The sequence below is a fragment of the Nostoc sp. genome, from assembly GCF_036917775.1.
In the GTDB taxonomy this organism is placed as follows: Bacteria; Cyanobacteriota; Cyanobacteriia; order Cyanobacteriales; family Nostocaceae; genus Nostoc.
Map to the genome: position 1 here is coordinate 19384 of NZ_JBALEQ010000042.1, position 20744 is coordinate 40127.

The window sequence follows — 20744 nt, forward strand, 5'->3', positions numbered from 1 at the left end:
ATTAAATAGAAAAATTAAGCTAATGAGTGAGAAGGATTGCAGAAAGACTGTCATACAAACAGGCCAAAAAGTCAATTTTGTAGATATTGGCAGTTCATTTTTACCTGCCTTTGAAAAGATAACGAGTGTTCTAGTCGTACCTTTTACCAAGGATGGTTTAATTGTATGCGCTCTCCTTGACCGTGGTATTGACCTCCCTGGGGGACATGTGCAGATAGGTGAATTGACTTATGAGGAAACTGCAAGACGAGAAGTTATGGAGGAGGTAAAAGTAACTCTAGGAGAATTAAAACTTGTGAAATTTATCCAGTCTGATTTTTACGGTAGTCAACCTGAGCAGCTTACATACCTTGCGGTCATGACTGGATTTGTTGAGGAAATAATCTCTAACAATGGCTACGCCTGTCTAAGCTTATATACACATGAAAGTATGGGAAGAAACATTATAGATATTGATGAATTCATTTCTCAATATCAAGCAGGCAATAAAAATGATATGCGTCAAATTGTGCTAGACGCAAAAAGTGTGCTATTCGCCATTTAATGGTATTTTCGCCTTTTGAAATAACTGCTCAACAGTAAATTCCAGTCCCTCAAATAGGGAATCTGTGAGTAATTCGTCTCCCATATAAGTTTGTGGTGCTGCATCTGAATAAAAAACAGTGATACTTCTGGCTTTACTATCTACCACCCACACCCGCAGCACTTTAGCATCCAAATAGTCTTTGGCTTTAGCTGCCATTTGTCCAAAGGTTTGTCCAGGTGAAATAATTTCAATTACCAAATCGGGAGGAACAGAACATGCTCCCTCTTGTTCCCAATCAGGGGGTAAACGTTCATTGGAAATATACAAAATATCTGGTATTGGCATCCAATCTCGCCCTCGACGGGTTAAGGCGACAGCTAATTCTGGGTAAACTTCTCCTTTTCCCTCACAGCATTGCTCAATCAAATTGAGAAGTGCGCGAGTAAGTTTAGAGTGGAATTTTTTTGGTGACATTTTAGGAATTGCTTGACCATCAACAAATTCATAGGTGATATCTCCCTCGCCTGGTGGAAGATTCAAGAATTCTTGCAAGGTTAATTGATTCTTGGCTTGGAGTATCATGGCTCAATCATTCGTAATTCGTAATCGAAGAACAGAGTAGCTAATTTTAATTCGGAATTCTTCTTCAAATTGTTTACATTCTCTGTAATACTTGCCGAATAATATCTGATGGCACTTCGTCGGTAACTGTCACTACACCAATTTGCGTTGGTAAAACAAACCGCACTTTTCCCGCTTTAACTTTTTTATCTAGTTGCAACGCCTCAATAATTCCTTCAATATCCAACCCAGATGGTAACTGAGTCGGTAAACCTGTTTTTTGAATTAAAGCATTTTGACGTTCTGTGTCTTCCTTTTGCCACATTCCCAATTCCACGGCAATTTGACCGGCTGCTACCATACCAATAGCCACTGCTTCACCGTGATTCACTAAACGATAACCAGTCAAGCTTTCCACTGCATGACCGATGGTATGTCCATAGTTGAGAATTGCGCGTAATCCGCCTTCTTTCTCATCTTTGCTAACAACGTCAGCTTTGGCTTGACAAGAGCGCGTTAATATGGTTTCTATTAGCTCAGGTTTTACATAGCGGAGTTGGTCAAGCCGTTTACTTGCTTCCAACTGGGCAAACAATTCAGCATCCCAAATTACACCGTACTTAATAACTTCTGCCATCCCTGCCCGAAACTCTCGCATCGGAAGGGTTTTTAACACATCTGGGTCAATCAAAACCAAGCGCGGCTGATGGAATGCCCCAATCAAGTTTTTCCCGTGGGGGTGATTTACGCCAGTTTTGCCACCAATTGCCGAATCTACCATCGCCAAGAGAGTTGTAGGCACTTGGACAACATTAATACCCCGCAACCAAGTTGCGGCGGCAAAGCCAGTCATATCGCCAATCACACCTCCGCCCAAAGCCACCATCGTCGCAGAACGTTCTAGGCGGTTTTCCAAGGCGACATCGTAGAGTTTTTGGATAGAATTAAGGGTTTTATAGCGTTCACCAGGCGGTAGGGTGCAGCTAGCGGCTTCAAATCCAGCAGATGTTAGGGATGTAATTGCTCTTTCCCCAAAATGCTTAAAAATAGTCGGATTAGAAACCAGCAGTACCTTCTTGCCTAGCTTCAGACTGGCCATCTGCTGACCCAGTTGATCTAAACTCGAAGGTGCGATCGCAATCTCATAAGACTGCTCTGGTAAATTTACATTAATTAAAGAAGTCATTGCTCAACCCCAAACAAGCGCCCGTGGGCTGTATTCTATCGCAATCTGGGAGTGGGGGAGATGAGGCAGACAAGAATAACCATGCCCCAATGACAAATGACAAATGACAAATGACTAATAACTAATGATTCAATAGATTTAGGAAGTATTGTGGAGAAAAATAAATGTTTGCAATTGCAGCTTACATCGGCTTTTTAGCTTTGTTCTTTGGTTTGGCTGTCGGTCTGTTGTTCGGTCTGCGGACTGCCAAAATAATTTAACCGAGAGATACATTCAGCCTATCAACCTATGACTTTTGAAGGACAGGCAGAGTGCCCGTCCTTCAATTGACAACAAGTTGCGCTTAAAAATAGCATCCAAAAATTGACGATAAATCTTTCTAACTCAAGTAATCAACGACAGATCGTGTTGAACTAAAGTTCTTTTTAAGACGATACTTTAAAGTGAGTGGTCGAACGATCGCCTAATCGATTAGTTTGTTGTCCCACTAAAACACTCACTAGTACGATCGCTGCTCCAATCAGTTGAATTGGCATTAGCGTTTGATGTAACACCAGAAAGCCCATCAGGGTTGCAACTAGAGGACTCATCAATCCCAAGCAAGAAACAGCTGTTGTTTTTAATCGTTCAATTCCGCGAAACCAAAGCATATAAGCTAACCCAGTTCCCACTAAACCCAAATAGACAAATCCCAATAGGTTTGTCACACTCAAGTGAGTCAACGGTTTTTCAACAACTAGGGCAATAGGTAAAAGAATAATCCCGCCGATCGCCAATTGCCATGCCGTAAACACCAGCAGAGAAACTGGACGTTTCCAGCGTTTGGTTAATGTCGTTCCTAAGCCCATTGTTACCGCTCCTGCGATCGCAGCACCAATTCCGATCCAATCAAGACGAGCCGCAGGACTGAGAACCAATAAACCAACGCCAATAAATCCGGCAATGGCTGCCATTATTGAGCGTTTTGATGGTTTATCGCCCAGTAATAGCCACGAAAATATCACCACTAACAACGGTTGAATTGCTCCCCCCGTTGCTGCTACTCCACCGGGAAGACGATAGGCTGCCACAAATAACAAGGCTTGGAAAATACCAATATTCAACCCTCCCAACAGCAAAATCCGCCACCACCAAATACCTTTGGGGAGTTGTCGCAAACTTGCGGTTAACAAAATACCAATGGGTAGCGATCGCAATGCTGCAACTAACAAAGGATGATTCGGTGGCAAAAGTTCGGTTGCCACAATGTACGTAGTTCCCCAGATTGCTGGTGCTAAGGCTGTCAGCCAAATATCGAACCTTCCGGCAGTCTTTATTTTCATGGATTTTATCTCGATGTCAAGATACTTGATATCGAGATTTTAACATTTATCTTGATGTTAAGATATTTGATATCAAGAAACTTGCATAAGCAATCAGCACAATGGCTTCCGATTCAGTCGATATGATTTTGGCGCAATGGCAACGTGAGCGTCCTGATTTGGACGTATCGCCAATGGGAGTAATTGGGCGGATGGGACGGGTAGCCAAGCATTTTGAACACGCAATCCAAGAGACGTTTTCTCAGTTTGGTCTGAATCTTGGGGAATTTGATGTGTTAGCTACCTTACGTCGCTCCGGCGCTCCTTACCAGCTATCACCAACGGCATTGTTTAACACTTTGATGGTTTCATCCGGCACAATGACTCATCGCGTTGACCAACTTGAGCAAGCTGGGTTGGTAAAACGAATTCCAGATGCGAGCGATCGGCGCGGCACTTTAATCACATTGACAGAAGAAGGTTTCAACTTAATTGAGAAAGCCGTAGAAGCTCATGTTGCCAATGAGCATGGCATCCTCAGTGTTTTGCAGCCATCAGAGCGGGAATTACTGATTGTGCTGTTAAGAAAGCTCTTGACTTCATTTGAAGGAGAATAGTAGCAACCTTGTTGAAGAAAGGGATAACAAAAAACATTTAGTCTGGATCTAAATCCTTGACTAAATGTTTTGCACGAAATGAAATATTTATCCCACAACAGCCGGACTTGCTACCTTTTCTTGTCTTTGGGAAGGTGGACGCATTCCCAAACCAAGTAAATTCAGCATTTCTCGATCGCTATCATAATCTGGACAGGGAGTTGTCACCGTCAACATTTTGTTGTCGTCGCTAGAAAAGATAGAATTGGCTCCTGCCATAAAGCAGAAAGCTTGTTCTACTTGAGAAAGCCTAGCCCTACCAGCACTAAGACGCACATCAGAAGCTGGCATTAAAATTCTGGCTGTGGCAATCATCCGCACAATATCCCAAATGGGGACATCAGGTTGATTTTCTAAGGGTGTGCCCGGTACTTGTGAAAGAATATTAATTGGTACTGACTCTGGATGCGGATGTAAATTTGCCAGAGTTTGTAACATCCCAACTCGGTCATCGACAGTTTCGCCTAAACCAAGGATGCCGCCAGAACAGACAGTAACATTTGTCTGACGGACATTCTCAATTGTATTCAAGCGATCGCTATATGTTCTCGTGGTAATAATTGTGTTGTAATATTCCTGCGAGGTATCTAAGTTATGGTTGTAGGCGTAAAGTCCCGCTTCTTCTAATTTCCTGGCCTGATTCGCCGTCAACATACCCAGAGTGCAGCACACTTCTAAGCCCATTGCGGTTACATCCTTGACCATTTCCAGGACTTCCTCAAATTGTGAGTTATCCCGCACTTCGCGCCAAGCAGCACCCATACAGATGCGACTCACACCAGTTTCTTTAGCTTTTTGGGCGATGTTAACAACGGTTTCCTTTTCGAGAAGTGCTTGCGCCTTTACCTCTGTTTTATAGCGCGAAGATTGGGCGCAGTAGCTACAATCTTCTGGACAACCTCCCGTTTTAATGGATATAAGCTTACAAACTTGTATTTTTGTTGGGTCATGATATTGGCGATGCACACTAGCAGCTTGATAAATAAGCTCTAGAAATGGCATATTGTATATCGTCCGAATCTCTAATTCCTGCCAATCGTAGCGTATTCCCACCACATCACTATCCTTCTTGTAGACTGGGTTAAATCTTGAGCTGTCTTTTGGTTGAATTTCCTGCGGTACAGCGTTTGGGCAAAGCGATTTTATCGAAGTTATGCCGCGTACTGTGCTTTATCACCCATTGGCTCTCAATCCTTGCGCTCTAGATATTAGACATCAGCTTATCAAGATTTTGGTGGAATGGCAGATTACGAGCAAAAATACTCACCCTATCTGTTGTACAGAATATTGGGCAAAGCAGTTCTAACTGCTGCTGCTAAACCATAGGTATGAGAGAATTTATAAAATTTAGAGAATGTGCTGGGAAGAGATCCCGTCGATTATGATATCAGAACTGCCTATAATTACTAGCGATCGCCTATTATTACGAGCGGCGATTCATGAAGATATACCCCAAATTCTTAAATACTTCATTTATAACAAAACTTATCTCACTCCATTCTACCCTCTATGGGCTGATGGTTTTTTCACTGAAGAATATTGGCAATATCAGATAGAGAATAGTTTTCTCGAATTTATTAATGGGCAATCATTAAAGCTATTTATTTTTACAAAAAAAAATCCTACTGTAGTTATTGGAACGGTAAATTTTAGCAATTTTGTAAGAGGAGCCGCTCATTTTTGCTACGTGGGATATAGCCTTGCTGAAAGTAAACAAGGTAAAGGATATATGACAGAAGGGCTAAAAGCCGCAACTCAATATCTATTCCAAGAGTTAAATTTTCACCGAGTTATGGCTAATTATATGCCTCACAATCGGCGCAGTGGTAATGTTTTAAAAAGACTAGGATTTGTTATTGAAGGATACGCTAGAGACTATTTGTTAATTAATGGACAATGGGAAGATCATATTATGACAAGTCTTACAAATACTAATTGGCAAGCACCAAAATTTTAAATGGCTATTTTCTAGTAGTGTAGAAATACCGAACTTTTTTTAAGAAGTTCTGTATTTTGATGTTATATTTATACACAGTTAATTAACAACATTGAGATATTAACTTACAATATCTATAAATTCATAGTAAATCCATAATAAATACACAACAACTCCACAAGCAAATGCAAGAGTAATATTTGTTCACCATCTGACTAATAAGACAAAGGGTGAATTTTTTTAGATGATTGAGGAGTTTTTCAAAATGTCTATTAATTCTATAAAGCGCTTATCTGTATTTTCTACTATCTTCGCCTTTGCTACCATATTGCACGGAGTGGTTTTGGCTGCACCAGTTCCAACTTCTCCCACTACACCACCCTTAAAAACTCAGAATAGTCCTACCACACACCAAAAAATCAAACTTACAAACCAACAGCGTCAACAAATCCAAGTGGCTCGCCAGCAAAGAGATAAGGATATTGAGGCTTTATTAAACCCCTCTCAAGCCACTAAATTTAAGGCAGCGTTGCAATCCCGTCAGAGAATTAGAATAGTGTTAAAATCTTTGGATCTGAATCAAGATCAACAAAAACAGGTTCAATCAATTTTGCAAACTTATAACCAACAAGTAAAACAAATTTTATCTTCACAGGCATCACAACCAACATCAAACTCAGTAGGAATTACTTCACCAACATCAAATCCAGTAGAAACTACTCAACCAGTATCGCAACCAATTAAAAAGTAAAAAATCAGTTTTATTTAATTAAGCTTAAGTTTCCGAAGACTGGCGGATTTGATGCAAACTTCGGTTAAGCCAGTCTTCATACCAATCATAAAAACTTAAAGGCTGCCCCTGGTCGCTATTTGGATGAGAATCATCAGGGTCGGTATCATGGAAAAAACTACAAAAATCCAAAGAAGCAGGATATATTCCATTATCATTAGTACGGTCATCTATCCAGATTTTTCCTGACTGCTCCCCGGTAATAACTAATATTGCATCAATTCCACAACCATAAGTTGTAATGGTGAGAGTACCCTGGATAAACTTATTGTCAAAATAATCATCATTTTTATTGTTGATAATCAAATCTAAATCATTCCACGCTTCTGTTAAAAGAAATGGTTTAGAGAGATTTTCGTACTTCTCTTGGTATAGTTTTTCTGCGGTTATATCTTCATATTCAATTCCTGATAGTCCAGATAAGCCGTATCCTGGCCCCGCACCACCATTGCCAATTTCTAACAGAAAGTTTTTATATTCAATTGGTAGACTAATATTGTATCTAGATTCAAAAACTTGAATATCTCTGTTACTCAAGCAAGGTTTTAATTGATATTGGTGTGATTCTGAGCCAAAAACCTCAAAGGTAGCGTCTAAAATAGCTAATTGAGTTAATTTTTTCTTTAATTGCAAAACTTTATTCATTATGCACTCTAGATTTTAATGGTGGCGCTGCCATATTTTAGATATGGGTCGCTTTTTGTGTCTATGCTGATTTTGAAGCCAGAGGTAGTATTAAGGGAAGAATGAATTAAGCTTTGCTCGTAATGACTCTGGCTGAAACTCCAAACTACAAAAATTCTAGCAATCCTCTTCTCTCCCTCAACTACGAAAGCGCCTTAGAATCTCTAGGTGATGACTACTATGATGAGGTGGCAGCAGCAGAATTTCCCCAACACCTCTTGCGTTGGCGTAACGATGCACTACTACCTCGTTTGGGTTTAGACCCTCAAGTAGTCAAAGACGAAGATTTCATCACAGCTTTTGGCCAGTTTCAGGGGCGCAAACCCTTGTTAGCACTACGTTACCACGGCTATCAATTTGGTGAATATAACGGACAGTTGGGTGATGGTAGAGGTTTTCTCTATGGACAAGTCCGCGCTACTGATGGCGAATTGTACGATTTTGGCACAAAAGGCTCTGGGAGAACGCCCTACTCCCGTGGGGGGGATGGGATGCTCACGCTCAAAGGTGGGGTGCGGGAAGTTCTGGCTGCGGAAGCACTGCACTACTTGGGTGTACGTACCTCGCGCTGTTTGAGCATGATTGAAACAGGTTTACCCCTTTGGCGAGGTGATGAACCTTCACCTACCCGCTCATCTGTGATGATTAGAATGAGCAGTTCTCATATTCGGTTTGGCACTTTTGAGCGACTGCACTATTTTCAGCGTCCAGATTTAACTAAGAAGCTGTTAGACCATGTAATTGAGCAATATTATCGACACTTAAGCGCTGAACCAGATAAATATGTCTTGTTTTACGCCGAATTAGTGAAACGAGTTGCAGAACTAGTAGCGCAGTGGATGGCGGCTGGCTTTTGTCATGCAGTCCTAAATACTGACAATATGTCAATTACTGGAGAGAGTTTTGACTATGGCCCTTACGCCTTTATCCCAACTTATAACCCATCCTTTATAGCTGCATATTTTGATTATTATGGACGCTATTGTTACGGTAATCAACCAAGTATTTGTAAGTTAAATTTGCAAATGCTCCAAGAACCTTTAAAGGCGATTATTGATAAGGACGAAATGGAAGCGGCATTAGAAAGGTTTGATGAACATTATCAAGCTGAATACAGTTCTTTAATGTTGAAAAAGTTAGGTTTTGTAGAACTGTCACACCCACAAGCTGCGGAACTGTTGAATCTAACGGTTGAATTCTTGAAAGATAGCCAAGTTGGTTATCACCAGTTTTTTTATGAGATGGCTCGGACTTTTTCATCAAAATGGCGAGATGAGCCAGGTTTTGTGATGAATAATTCGGATATTGTGCCAGTACCGGGTGCGTCAGGAATTTTTGATGATTGGTGCATACTATACCATAAAATGTTGAATGATTTTGATAGCGACCGCACCGATGTAATTGCCCAAACACTAGCTGTTCATAATCCTAAAACGGCACTATTAAGACCTGTGATTGAGTCTACTTGGGAAGCAATTGCTCAAGAAGATAATTGGCAACCTTTTTATGAGTTAATCCAGGCAATTCAGTCTAGAAAATAGTAAAATCACACCTATTTTCTTTTTAATCTGGACAGCTTCTTGAGATTATATCTGGTGTAATTTACACGACGAATAATCTAATAAGAGACGTTGCATTGCAACGTCTCTACAAAAGTTTTTAACTAAATTGTATAGAAATAACAATCCTAATTAAATTGAATTGCGAGAAAATACGTAGGTCGGTTATCAAATATAAAAGTAAAATTTTATTCAGCCTTGGTGATTAGAAATCACGGCTACACAGACTAAACTCCAAAGTTCTGATGTTCTAAAACTTACCTCAGAATTATTTTTGCCCACGTGGGTTATTTTTTCATTCGGCGTAGGTGGAGGATAGTTTATGTAGAAGCGAATTTTATTCACTTATTGGTTCCAAATTCCTCTATCGCATGTCAGAAAATCTTAAAAAAATGAATCAGATATATATATCATACGCATGGAAAGATAACAAGAGTGAATTAGGTAGTCAACGCGAAGAATTAGTCGATAAAATTTGCACCGCACTTATTTCTGAACGTTATAACTTAATTCGCGATCGCAACTATTTAACCCTAGGTAAGAGTATACACGACTTCATGCAGGAAATCGGGCGCGGAAACTATGTAATTGTCGTTGTCAGCGACAAATATTTGCGTTCTGAATACTGTATGTTTGAAGCTGTTGAAATCATGAAACGCAAGGATTATGAACAAAAAGTTTTTCCTGTGGTTTTACACGATGCTAATGTTTATACCAAAGAAGGTAAGACTGAGTATATAAAATATTGGAAGCAACAGAGTGAAACACTAAAACAACTTATGGGTTCAGAACTATCTGCTCATGAAGATTCTGCAATGTATAATGTTGCTGAAAAAATTATGGAAATTTCCCAGAAGATTGATGAATTCATGTTTTTTATCTCGGATAAATTAAGCATTGATCCGTCTCAAAACTTTAATGGATTTATCAATCAGCTTACTGATGCTATTAAAAATGATGCTGTTAAACTCAGAAGCAAAAAGAGTATTTTAGTTGCAGGAACAGGATCTTTTGAAATTCCTAATGAAATTAATTGGTGCGCTCAACAACTTGGTGAAAAGATAGCAGAATATAACTATAACTTGATAACAGGTGGATGGGAGGGAGTAGATTATGTTGTTGCTGATAATTTTGCCAAAAAAATCGCGCAAAAAGATATCCGCCTAACTGATAAGTTAACTCACGTTGTTCCACGAGAAAAACAACCTGTATTTAAGGGTGGAAAAGTCGAATACACTGAGTCAGGTATTAATGAATGGCTCGATTGTTTGCGACATTCAGATTTGGTGATTCTTGTGGGAGGCGTTGGTGGAACTTATGAAACTTATCTATATGCTAAACAAGAAAAAATTCCGGTGATTCCTATTGTATGTACTAATGGCGATGCCAAAAAAGTATTCGACGAAATGCTGGAAAATTGGGATAGTAAATTAATGGGAAATATCTCACCGGAAAAATTCAAGTCATTAAATCAATATATCAATGATCCTTCAACGGCAGAAGATGTCGTGAATGATGTTATGGATATAGTTAACGAAATTATTTTTGCAAAAACTATGCTAATTACCCAGGATCAGCTCATCTAATTTGGTATTTTAAAAGGCTGCTATCCCTTCTTGGCAAGTCATGTCAAACCTGGCTTGTATCCCCTTCATAACAAAACTTTTTGCTAATTAAACCTCATCAATGTTGAAATCTAGAGTTTTTTAAAAGATATATTTATGTAGGTTGGGTGGAGTGAAACGCAACCCAACATTACCATCTTATTTATGTTGGGTTACGCTAACGCTGCACCCAACCTACAAAACTACGGTTCTCAAGGTAGACGAGGTTTATGTTCCTGGACGAGAGCGAATATGATCGGGTATATGATGGCGATCGCCTAATATTTCTAACAAAGGGCCATTAACGTCAAATTTAACCATACTTACCGACGCGACCAAAATATTCACCCGATAGCGATAGCGTCCCAAATCAATTCCCAGTAAGCTGCAAAGCATAATCCGAATTGTGGCTTTATGGGAAACCACTAAAACATTACCTTGCTGATGTTTTTCTTGAATTTCAGCAATTACAGGCATAGAACGGTTAGCAATATCTACCGCAGTTTCTCCACCTAGTGGTGCATTCCAAGCGGGTTCTGTCAACCATTTTACATAGTTTTCTGCGTAATTCTCTTGGGCAAACGATTTACTCTTCTTTTCCCATTCACCGTAACTACCTTCTCTAAGTCCGTCACGCAACTGCATATCCATACCGATAGCATCACAAAATGGCTTGGCAGTTGCAACTGTGCGCTTCATCGGGCTAACATAAACAGCTTCCCACTTCAATTTTTGATAAACATCGGCAAAACCGGATGCCATCTGCATCCCTTCTGTTGTCAACTCCGCATCAGTTTCACCGCAGAAATTACCACTTTGACTAAAAGTAGTTTCTCCATGTCGCAGTAAATATAAATTGAGTGTCATAGCTTATATCGCAATTGGGATAAAGGAGTTGGTGCAAAAACAAACTACCATCAATCTTGGAATCGATTATGTGACACCAGGACAAAGTAATCAACCAGAAAAGTCAATCCAACACAAACTTTTGAAAAGTTCTACTTTTCTTTAAGGGGCTTCCAAAAAATAGATTACCTAAATAAACGAACCACAGAGACACAGAGAACACAGAGGAATGAGGAGAAGAGAGTTTTTTGAGTATTTATTTTATTTGGAAGTCCATAACCTTCTGTGTCTTCTCCACTACTAACTAAATTGCTGGGCATAAAACCGCGCGTAGCGATGCTCTAGGGCTAATAATTCTTCATGGGTTCCTGATTCGACAATTTGTCCCTGTTCGAGAACTAAAATACGATCGCACCGTCTCACGGTTGATAAGCGGTGAGCAATAATAAATACTGTGCGTTTTTGCATCAGTCTTTCTAGCGCTTCCTGTACCAGTGCTTCTGATTCAGAGTCTAATGCTGATGTCGCCTCATCAAGAATCAAGATTTGGGGATTGAGGAGAACCGCACGAGCGATCGCAATTCTTTGTCTTTGTCCTCCTGATAAGTTTACCCCACGTTCACCCACCCAGGTCTGATAACCCTCTGGTAGTTGGCTAATGAACTGATGAGCATTAGCAATTTTCGCCGCCTCTTTCACTGCTTCCATGTCAAAAACATCTTGTCCAAAAGCGATATTTTGGGCAATTGTCCCCGAAAACATGATGGTTTCTTGCGGAACAATCCCAATTTGCCGCCGCAGACTATGCAATTTCACATCCCTAATATCAACATCGTCAATGAAAATTTGACCAACTTCCGGGTCGTAAAAACGGGGGAGGAGATTGACAAATGTGGTTTTACCAGCACCCGAAGCACCCACAAGTGCGATCGCTTCACCTGGTGATACCAATAAACTGATATCTTTCAATACGGGTTCACCAGGCTTATAGGCAAAGGAAATATGACGATATTCTATTTTGCCTTTGACTGGGGGGAGAGCGATCGCATTGATCTTTTCGATTACCGTCGGCTGAATTGCCATCAATTCAAAAACCCGGTCAACAGATGCTTCACCCTGCTTAAATTCGTTGTAGTTGTTAGTAGTATGACCAATAGGATCAATTAACAGCGCCGCCGCCGCCAAATAGCTGAAAAAATTCGCCACTGTTAAATTATTTTGGGAAATCTGCCACGCTCCCACAATCAGTAACGATAACGCACTTAAAGCTTCCAGAAATCCCACAATGGGAATCTGAATCGCTTTCAGGCGTTCGGCTGAGTATTTTGCTTTGAGACTGCGTTCTGCTTCATGGCCAAAGCGGGCGATTTCGTAATTTTCAGCAGCAAAAGCCTGTACCAAACGAATACCGTTGAAAACTTCCGCGAGGATGGCTGATAAACCCGACACGCGATTTTGACTTTTTAAGGAATACTTGCGTAAACGTTCACCAAACCAGCCAACTAAAATACCCATCAACGGCGCGACTATCACCGTTGCTAATGTCAGTTGCCAATTTAGATAAATCATGTAAATCGGAATTGCCAACAACTGCAAAATGCAGGGGATAAAGTCGTGAAATCCTTTATTTACCACTTCGCCAACCCGATCAACATCTTCCGTAAGGCGGTAAGATAAATCACCTGCTTTCGCGGTTTCAAAATAGCTGAGATTTAGCTTTTGCAGATGGGCGTAGACTTGCTGGCGGAGATAAAAAGCAACTCTCAAAGAAGCTTTGGCCATGTACATATCTTGTATAGACTGAAACAAGCCTCTGACAAGAAAGACTAAGGCACAGCTGCCAGTTATTTGAGCGATCGCTACTACATTACCCTGTGCAAAGGGAATTGCCAATTTACCAGCAAGATTTATCAACACTAATGTCGCCAGCACGTATCCCAAGATACCAATAAGTCCCTTGGTGATGGTTTTCCACTGGAGTCGGATATAAGGCAGTAGTTGCCAGTAATTAGAACGCGTTTTCAAGCTTGAAAGTCCACAACGATATTTTTCCTTTGTTTGACGCTAGCAGCTTTTGGGGAGTTTCTGAACAGTTCACTAATTAGTTACAAACTGTTTTAGCGACTATGGCCAGTCATGAATGAAGCGATCGCCAAATATTTAGACCAAAAAAAATCCAAAGTTCAAGAAGTAATTGAACTGTTAAAAGAATATCGCACTGCCCTCATCACCAACGCCGTCACAGGTAAAATAGATGTGCGTTAATTCCCCATACGCTAACCTCAGTAACCCACTATGACACAAATCACCCTTTCCGACCTCCCCGCAACCATCCAAACCTTACTCAACCAAGCTCAAAAAACAGGCGAACCCCTCACTATTACCCAAAACGGTATCCCCTTCGCCATCATTTCCCCCATCAAGAAAAAATCCCTCCTGCAAACCCTTTCCACCCTTGAACCACTAGACGAAGACTTTGCCGACGTGGACGAAGGATTATTACCCTTAGATGATATTGAGTTTTCAAAATGAGTTATTTATACTTATTAGATACAAACATCATTTCCGAACTAATTAAAAATCCCAGAGGAGTGGTATTTTCAAAAATTCAAGATGTCGGAGAAGACAAAATTTGTACAAGTATTATCGTAGCTTGTGAATCAAGATTTGGGGCTAGAAAAAAGAACTCCCAAAAGCTCATAGAAAAACTTGAAATAATTTTGGATAGTATTGAAATACTACCCCTAACTCATCCTGTAGAGCAATATTACGCAGAAATCCGCACTGATTTAGAACAACTTGGTAAACCGATTGGAGGTAATGATTTATTAATTGCTGCCCATTCTTTAACCCTTGGTCTAACTCTCGTTACCGCCAATATTCGTGAATTTTCCTGTGTTCCTAATTTAAAAGTAGAAAACTGGCTCGAACCGCGCTAAAAAATTAGCCCTCTCCTTGTAAGTAAGGAAAAGGCTGAATTAATCTTATAGCGCTTCTCGTTTGCGTGAATTGAACCGGAGGGGCACGCAGCTTTTGGGGAGTTTCTGAACACTTAACTAATTAGTTACAAACTGTTTTAGGGTTGATCATAGAGTTTCCCGGTGTTCTTTTATGATTAAAGTGGAATGTTAATTTGAGGGGTATTGCTTTATGAACCTGGAAGAGTATTTCAATGCCCTTGCACCAGATGACATCCGACTCAAAGGAACCCGCATTGGGATTGAGAGCATTCTTTACGAGTATATTTATCGCTGTAAAACACCAGAAGAAATTGCCGAACAATTTCATACAGTGACGTTGGAACAGGTTTACGCCACGATTTTATATTACTTGCATCATCGTTCAGAGGTTGATGCTTATCTGGTAAATTGGTTGGAATTTTCCCGAACCATGCGCGAAGATCAACAGCGAAATCCGTCTCCTGCCAGGATGAGGTTTCGGCAGATGCAGGAAGAAAACGCTGGAAAACAGTTGCAGGAAAGCTAATGGCAATTCGGTATCTGTTGGATGAACATTTGAGTCCTACATATCGTTCTCAACTTGTGCGGCGCAACCCTGAATTGATTGTGCGAATCATTGGGGATTTAGATGTGCCACCCAAGGGCACTCCAGATCCAGAAATTTTGGTTTGGTGCGAAACCAATGAATTTATTTTGGTGACAAATAACCGTAAGTCGATGCCCAGACATTTGGCTGACCATTTAGCTTCAGGTCGCCATATTCCTGGAATATTCACCATCGATGCAAACCAAAGCATTGGACAAACTGTTGAAGAATTAATCATCATTGTGGAAGCTTCGTTTGAGGATGAATACCAGGATCGAATTGAATATCTACCTCTAAGCCAATAGGTTAAGACAAGAGACGACGATTTATCGCGTCTTTGCAATCTAGAATTTTCATCAAAAAACCTTAACCGAACCAAGTATGGCTTCCACACCTCACTTATTGTAAAAAATTAGCCCCCTCCTTACTTACAAGGAGAGGGCTAAACTTATCTGAGAAATAATTCGTAATTTTCCTGTTGAATTACGAACTACGAACTACGAATTACGAATTACGAATTACGAATTAATATCCGCCTTCTTCTTCGTATTCTGGCTGTCTTTCCTTAACTTTTTTCGGAATATTCACAGGCTTCGGCTCATCTTCCCAAGCATCGCCGTCTACATCATCATAATCATCGTATTCGTCAACATAAGGCTTGCTGTAAGGCTTGGCTTCATACTTTAGTGGCTGCGGTTGTTGATACCTGTCGCTACCTGTTGCTTCACTCCAGTTATCTTCTTCCTCATCTTCTTCGTATTGAATAGATTCATACTGCCGCGCCTTCATTACCTGACGCTGTGGCCTTTCCTCTTCCACATAGTCTTCATTCCATTCCTCTTCCCGCGCTACGGGTTCGGGGGCACGAACTTTTTGTCTGGGTGGCTGTAATGGTACACCACTAGGGAGTTGATTGCCTGGTGCAACTTGGCGTGGTGGAGTATAGCCGTATTCTTCTTCTGCATCCCTCTCCCACGGAGCTTTGCCGATACCCAAACGCTCTAGTAAACCAGTTGTCAACTGGTTCACCCGTTCTTCGGCTCCTTCAAATACAATCAACCGATTGGGGCCAGTACTGACAATTTCATCTACTGAGAACTCGTAAGTACTCAAAAATTGGTCGGGAATTTGGGGTAATCCTAAAGAAGCGATGACTATAGAGTTAAGCTTCCCGGTTTCACCGTTGAACTTGAAGCCCCGGACTTTGCCTAATACTTCACCTGTTTCTGTAATTACTTCCCAGTTAATCAGATTGCTGAGAGATTCAACTTCGATATCTTCTATTACATCTTCGTTATCAACTAAGATGACATCACCAATCTGGTTGATGTTGTTGAGGTACATATAGCGCGGTATGCCCGAAATGGAGATCAGGCTGTCTCGCAAACCAAGAGCCACAACCTCTCGTTGATCAATATCAACCCATACTTGACTGATGATGCCTAGCCGCTTGCCGTTGTCGCGGGTAATCACCTGGGTGTTTAATATATCGGAACGTCTAATTATCTGTTCGGAGGTCATTCTATACCGAGTCCTGATCTCGAATCCGGTTTGTCTATACACTATTATTAACAAAAACTCAAGTAGATGTATTGGATGATTGTAATTTAATCCCCAAAACTTGAGTATAGGCTCCTCGTGCTTGAGTAACGCCAATTGTGCGTTCGGCTGATTCTATCATCGGACGACGCAAACTCACAACTATAAATTGCGCTTGTTGTGACTGTTGCTTAATCATTCTAGCTAATCGTTCTACGTTTGCTCCATCTAAGAACATATCCACTTCATCAAAGGCGTAAAAGGGCGATGGACGGTAGCGTTGGAGGGCAAAGATAAAGCTCAAGGCTGTAAGTGATTTTTCTCCCCCAGACATGGAAGCTAGGCGCTGTACGGGTTTGCCTTTGGGGTGTGCGACTAAATTTAGTCCACTGCTAAAGGGATCTTCGGGATTTTCAAGTTGCAAGAAGCCGTCGCCATCGGAAAGAATGGCAAAAATCGATTGAAAGTTTTCGTTGACAGCATCGAACGCTTCTTTAAAAGCAAGTTGCCGCAATGTGGTAAAGTTTTCAATCCGCAAAAGTAGTTCGGTGCGTTCCCCTTCTAGTGTCTCTAATTTTTGCGTCAGTTCTTGGAGACGGTTTTGAGTGCGTTCGTATTCTTCCAACGCCAGCATATTAACTGGTTCCATTGCCTGTAAGCGTTTGGTAAGCGATCGCAATTCTTTCTGCAATTCTTCTAAATCTACCTTATCTGGAACTTCCGGCAGGGGATTTGGTAATTCTGCTCCCATATCTCGCAACTGGCTTTGCAGTGCAATTAATTCCTCCCGCCGCTTCTCTTGGGTTTCTTTGAGTTTTTCGATTTCCCATTGCAATTGTTGTTGGCGCAAAAGGTGCGATCGCACTTCCAATTCTGTAGCGTCGCGTTTTTGTTTCTCTTCTCCCAAATTCTGCTCCATTTGACTCAAAGATAAACGGGTTTGGGTGATTTGGTCGTTTATCGTTGTGATTTGTGTGGAGACGTGATGAATCGCGTCTTTACAAGAGATTTGTTGGGTTTCGTATTCGGTGATTCGCGTTTCTGCTTCTTGGATTTTTTCTTGCAAACGTTGTTGCTGATTTTCTAAATTTTTTAATCTTTGTTCAGCTTCGCGTAAGGCTGTCTCCCGTTGTTGCAATTGTTGCTCTTGAATTTTAATGGTTGCCTGAATTTGCTGCCATTCGCTGGGAGTTTGAGACGCTTCCAACTCTGCTAAAGCGTGTCGCAATTGTTGCAGTTGAGTTTCTTGTCCCGGTAATTCCCGCTCCAAAATTTCTAATCGGGATTGAGCAGTGGCTAATTTTTCGCTGTTTTGGGCGAGTTGCGATCGCGTCCCCTCTAATTGCGCTGTCAAATTCTTAATGTCTTTCTGCAACTGTTCCAATTGCAATTGCTGTTCGCGCCGCGCCTGACGCGCTTCTGTGAGTTCTTGCGTCAGTTTTTTGGCTCTGGCTGACAAAGTAGCGATCGCTTCAGTACAACGCTCTAAAACTCGCTCAATATCCACTAAACGACTTCTCAAAGCGATCGCTTCATCAGATTCCGCCGCTTCACCCGTACCAAACCGCAACGCCGAACGATTGCTGTTACTACCACCAGTCATTGCACCGCTAGTTTCTAAGAGTTCTCCGTCTAAGGTGACAATCCGATATAAACCTAAATTTTTCCGCGCCGCCTCAAGGCTGGCAAATACTACTGTGTTACCAAAAACATAGCTGAATACATCTTTGTAACGGCGATCGCAATCGACTAAGTTCACAGCATAATTAACAAAACCATTAGCAAAACGCAGCGTTGCATCTTGAGTAAATTTCGGAGCGTGAATTTTATTTAGTGGTAAAAAAGTCGCTCTCCCGGCACGTTTCTGTTTGAGCAATTCAATTCCGGCTGCGGCGACACCATCATCTTCCACCACAATATGTCCCAAGCGTCCACCAGCAGCCATTTCTAAAGCTAGCTGATGGCGGGGTTCCACCTTTCCCAACTGCACAACTAAGCCACAAAGTCCAGGCATTCCCGATTGTAAAATAACTTTACTCGCTTGGGTTCCTTGGACTTCTTGCTGTGCTTGCGTTTGCGCCTCGATTTTATCCAACTGGCGTTGTTTTTCTCGTTGTTCAAAAAGTAACCGCTTTTGGGTTTCCTGTTGGATTTGCAATTCTTGTTCTGTGGCTGAGAGATTTTGAGCTAAATTCTGGATGGGTTCGCTAGAGGCGTTAAATTCTGTTTCAACTTGATTACAGTCAGTTTGTTTTTGGGCTAATAGCGGTTCGTCGCGTTCAATTAACTGGGTTTGCTCGGAAATTAATTGCTGTAACTGATTATTTCGTTCTGTGAGTTGTGCTTTTTCTGTGCGTTGCGGTTCTAGAGTATGCAGCAGAGTTTCAATTTGACGATTGAATGCCGTTTGTTGCTGCACCCACGCTTCCGAAGCCGAGGCGATTTCTGCGGCGGCTTCGCGGGAGGTTTCTAGAGATTGGTGGGCCTCATTTCTTTGGTGTTGGGAAGACGCGATGAATCGCGTCTCTACAATGTGTGTTTCGGCAATTTCTTTTAGGGAATGACGGTGTTTTTCAATTTCTTGCTGAGTTTGAAGCAGACGTTTGGCGGTTTCCTGGGAAGCTGTTTGTAATTCCGTTAGCTGGCGCTGGAGTTGTTTACGTTCGGCTTCTTGGGTGGCGAGGGTAGATTGTACCGCCAAAAGTTCATCTTCTCCCAATGCTTTGACATGGGCATTGAGTTGTTCAAGTTCAGCAGTTTTTTGAACGATTTCGGAATTTAGGTTTGTGAGTTGGGTTGAGAGTTCACTAGAATTGCGATCGCCTGTTTGAATTTCGTGAACTAACTTTTCTTGTTGTGCTTGCAAGGATCGCCATGATAAAACCGCTTCCCAGGATTGTTTAGCCAGAAATTCCGTGCGGAGTTTTTGATATCTCTCAGCTTTAGCACGATCTTGAGAAAGGCGATCGCGCTGTGCAGTTAATTCCGTCTCAATAATCCGACAGCTATCTTCCTTTTCCTTCACCTCATCTAAAGTTGATTTGGCTTGAATGATTTTGCGATCGAATGCCGCCACCCCAGCCAATTCATCAATAATTTCCCGCCGTTCCCGCGCATTCATCGAGATAATGCTGGTGACATCCCCTTGCAGCACCACGTTGTAGCCTTCAGGATAAACCCGCAGGTTACTTAATTCCCCATGCAACTCTGTCAACGTACAAGCTTCACCATTGATATAGTAATTCGACGTATAACTTCCTTGGTGAGTGACTCGCAGCCTTCTAGTAACACTCCACTCTGCCGACTTTGGATTTTGGATTTTGGATTTTGGATTTTCTTCCCCTGCTCCCCCTGCCTCCCCTGCCTCCCCTGCTTCTCCTCCCTCCCTTTGCGCCTTAGTGTCTTTGTGTGAGATTTCATCTGACAAATCAAACGTCACAGTGACGCTAGCTTCAATAGAAGCGCGTCCTTTAGACGTTTGGGTGTTATTTACCAAATCTGGCAAGCGATCAGCTCGCATTCCCTTAGAACTGGAGAGTCCGAGGCAAAATAGCAGTGCATCGAGAATATTAGATTTACCCGAACCATTTGGCCCAGATATGACAGTACACCCCGGCAGCAAAGGGACTGAAGTAGTACCGCCGAAGGATTTGAAGTTGGTAAGTTCCACGCGCTTGATATGAACCATAGGCGCTGGTTAACTGGGCTAATGAAGAACAAGTGTATCAACTAATTAAAAATTCGCAAGAGGGTAGGGCGGAGAATTGAAGATTATTGAACCGCAGAGGCGCAGAGAACACAGAGAGGGTAAGAGAATTGTGGTTTAGAGAAAACACAATACTGCTAGAGTTAGCACAAACACGAGATTTCATTGCAGGCGCTCAAAAGCAACTATATCAAATCATTCCAGTTTCAGTTTTAGATAACTAACTGGAAAAACGAGCAACTAATGTAAAAACTTGTCGTTGGCAAAGCGATCGCTATTAGTTTATTACTATTTATTGCAAGAA

Annotated in this window: 21 protein-coding genes; 12 read left to right on the forward strand and 9 right to left on the reverse strand. The window is 41.5% G+C overall.

Annotated features, from left to right (window positions below):
• Positions 1-22: 22 nt before the first annotated feature.
• A complete protein-coding gene (locus tag V7K69_RS06890) occupies positions 23-544 on the forward strand; it encodes an NUDIX hydrolase (RefSeq protein WP_335032601.1) in 522 nt (173 codons plus the stop codon).
• On the opposite strand, the gene V7K69_RS06895 is transcribed toward V7K69_RS06890, so the two are convergent.
• Both V7K69_RS06895 and aroB read right to left on the reverse strand, forming a co-directional pair.
• Entirely contained in the window at positions 530-1108 is a 579-nt protein-coding gene (locus V7K69_RS06895; RefSeq protein ID WP_335032603.1) for a Uma2 family endonuclease, read from the reverse strand. The two genes, V7K69_RS06890 and V7K69_RS06895, sit on opposite strands and share 15 nt — an antisense overlap.
• A gap of 73 nt (positions 1109-1181) precedes the next feature.
• Positions 1182-2273, reverse strand: a complete 1092-nt coding sequence (gene aroB, locus V7K69_RS06900; RefSeq protein ID WP_335032606.1) for a 3-dehydroquinate synthase — start codon at positions 2271-2273, stop codon at positions 1182-1184.
• 164 nt (positions 2274-2437) lie between these two features.
• Between aroB and petL the strand changes: the two genes are divergently transcribed.
• Positions 2438-2533 carry a cytochrome b6-f complex subunit PetL gene (gene petL / locus V7K69_RS06905; protein WP_109007553.1) on the forward strand — a complete coding sequence of 32 codons (96 nt, stop codon included), beginning with the start codon at positions 2438-2440 and terminating at the stop codon, positions 2531-2533.
• Positions 2534-2698: 165 nt separating this feature from the next.
• Here the strand turns inward: petL and V7K69_RS06910 are convergent, their stop codons facing one another.
• Entirely contained in the window at positions 2699-3595 is an 897-nt protein-coding gene (locus V7K69_RS06910; protein ID WP_335032608.1) for an EamA family transporter, read from the reverse strand.
• Between the two features lie 101 nt (positions 3596-3696).
• Between V7K69_RS06910 and V7K69_RS06915 the strand changes: the two genes are divergently transcribed.
• Positions 3697-4191 (forward strand): MarR family winged helix-turn-helix transcriptional regulator, encoded by a 495-nt coding sequence (locus V7K69_RS06915; protein ID WP_335032610.1) that lies wholly within the window; start codon positions 3697-3699, stop codon positions 4189-4191.
• Positions 4192-4278: 87 nt separating this feature from the next.
• On the opposite strand, the gene bioB is transcribed toward V7K69_RS06915, so the two are convergent.
• Positions 4279-5286, reverse strand: a complete 1008-nt coding sequence (gene bioB / locus V7K69_RS06920) for a biotin synthase BioB (protein WP_335032612.1) — start codon at positions 5284-5286, stop codon at positions 4279-4281.
• A 325-nt stretch (positions 5287-5611) separates the two neighbouring features.
• Between bioB and V7K69_RS06925 the strand changes: the two genes are divergently transcribed.
• Together V7K69_RS06925 and V7K69_RS06930 are read left to right on the forward strand one after the other, a co-directional pair.
• Positions 5612-6187 carry a GNAT family N-acetyltransferase gene (locus V7K69_RS06925; RefSeq protein WP_335032614.1) on the forward strand — a complete coding sequence of 192 codons (576 nt, stop codon included), beginning with the start codon at positions 5612-5614 and terminating at the stop codon, positions 6185-6187.
• 244 nt (positions 6188-6431) lie between these two features.
• Positions 6432-6917, forward strand: coding sequence for a hypothetical protein (locus V7K69_RS06930; protein ID WP_335032616.1), 486 nt, complete (start codon positions 6432-6434; stop codon positions 6915-6917).
• Positions 6918-6941: 24 nt separating this feature from the next.
• Here the strand turns inward: V7K69_RS06930 and V7K69_RS06935 are convergent, their stop codons facing one another.
• Positions 6942-7601: an SMI1/KNR4 family protein gene (locus V7K69_RS06935; protein WP_335032618.1), complete on the reverse strand. Its 660-nt coding sequence runs from the start codon at positions 7599-7601 to the stop codon at positions 6942-6944.
• Positions 7602-7723: 122 nt separating this feature from the next.
• Between V7K69_RS06935 and V7K69_RS06940 the strand changes: the two genes are divergently transcribed.
• Together V7K69_RS06940 and V7K69_RS06945 are read left to right on the forward strand one after the other, a co-directional pair.
• Positions 7724-9181 (forward strand): protein adenylyltransferase SelO, encoded by a 1458-nt coding sequence (locus V7K69_RS06940; RefSeq protein WP_335032620.1) that lies wholly within the window; start codon positions 7724-7726, stop codon positions 9179-9181.
• A gap of 389 nt (positions 9182-9570) precedes the next feature.
• Positions 9571-10785, forward strand: a complete 1215-nt coding sequence (locus tag V7K69_RS06945) for a TIR domain-containing protein (protein ID WP_335032622.1) — start codon at positions 9571-9573, stop codon at positions 10783-10785.
• Positions 10786-11031: 246 nt separating this feature from the next.
• On the opposite strand, the gene V7K69_RS06950 is transcribed toward V7K69_RS06945, so the two are convergent.
• Both V7K69_RS06950 and V7K69_RS06955 read right to left on the reverse strand, forming a co-directional pair.
• Positions 11032-11670, reverse strand: a complete 639-nt coding sequence (locus tag V7K69_RS06950; protein WP_335032624.1) for a histidine phosphatase family protein — start codon at positions 11668-11670, stop codon at positions 11032-11034.
• A 279-nt stretch (positions 11671-11949) separates the two neighbouring features.
• A complete protein-coding gene (locus V7K69_RS06955; protein ID WP_335032626.1) occupies positions 11950-13674 on the reverse strand; it encodes an ABC transporter ATP-binding protein in 1725 nt (574 codons plus the stop codon).
• 111 nt (positions 13675-13785) lie between these two features.
• Here V7K69_RS06955 and V7K69_RS06960 point away from each other — a divergent pair, with 111 nt between their 5' ends.
• From V7K69_RS06960 to V7K69_RS06980, 5 genes are all read left to right on the forward strand, one after another.
• Positions 13786-13914 (forward strand): hypothetical protein, encoded by a 129-nt coding sequence (locus V7K69_RS06960; RefSeq protein WP_335032628.1) that lies wholly within the window; start codon positions 13786-13788, stop codon positions 13912-13914.
• 30 nt (positions 13915-13944) lie between these two features.
• The gene (locus V7K69_RS06965; protein WP_335032630.1) at positions 13945-14181 is read left to right on the forward strand and encodes a type II toxin-antitoxin system Phd/YefM family antitoxin; all 237 of its coding nucleotides are present in this window, start codon (positions 13945-13947) and stop codon (positions 14179-14181) included.
• Positions 14178-14588: a type II toxin-antitoxin system VapC family toxin gene (locus tag V7K69_RS06970; RefSeq protein WP_335032632.1), complete on the forward strand. Its 411-nt coding sequence runs from the start codon at positions 14178-14180 to the stop codon at positions 14586-14588. Before V7K69_RS06965 ends, V7K69_RS06970 begins: the two co-directional genes overlap by 4 nt.
• 211 nt (positions 14589-14799) lie before the next feature.
• On the forward strand, positions 14800-15135 hold the full coding sequence (locus V7K69_RS06975; protein ID WP_335032634.1) for a DUF433 domain-containing protein: 336 nt from the start codon (positions 14800-14802) through the stop codon (positions 15133-15135).
• Entirely contained in the window at positions 15135-15500 is a 366-nt protein-coding gene (locus V7K69_RS06980; protein WP_335032636.1) for a DUF5615 family PIN-like protein, read from the forward strand. The genes V7K69_RS06975 and V7K69_RS06980 overlap by 1 nt, the downstream gene beginning before the upstream one ends.
• 220 nt (positions 15501-15720) lie before the next feature.
• On the opposite strand, the gene V7K69_RS06985 is transcribed toward V7K69_RS06980, so the two are convergent.
• A complete protein-coding gene (locus tag V7K69_RS06985; RefSeq protein WP_335032638.1) occupies positions 15721-16716 on the reverse strand; it encodes a PRC-barrel domain-containing protein in 996 nt (331 codons plus the stop codon).
• Positions 16717-16774: 58 nt separating this feature from the next.
• Positions 16775-20422, reverse strand: a complete 3648-nt coding sequence (smc, locus tag V7K69_RS06990) for a chromosome segregation protein SMC (protein WP_335032641.1) — start codon at positions 20420-20422, stop codon at positions 16775-16777.
• Positions 20423-20744 lie beyond the last annotated feature (322 nt).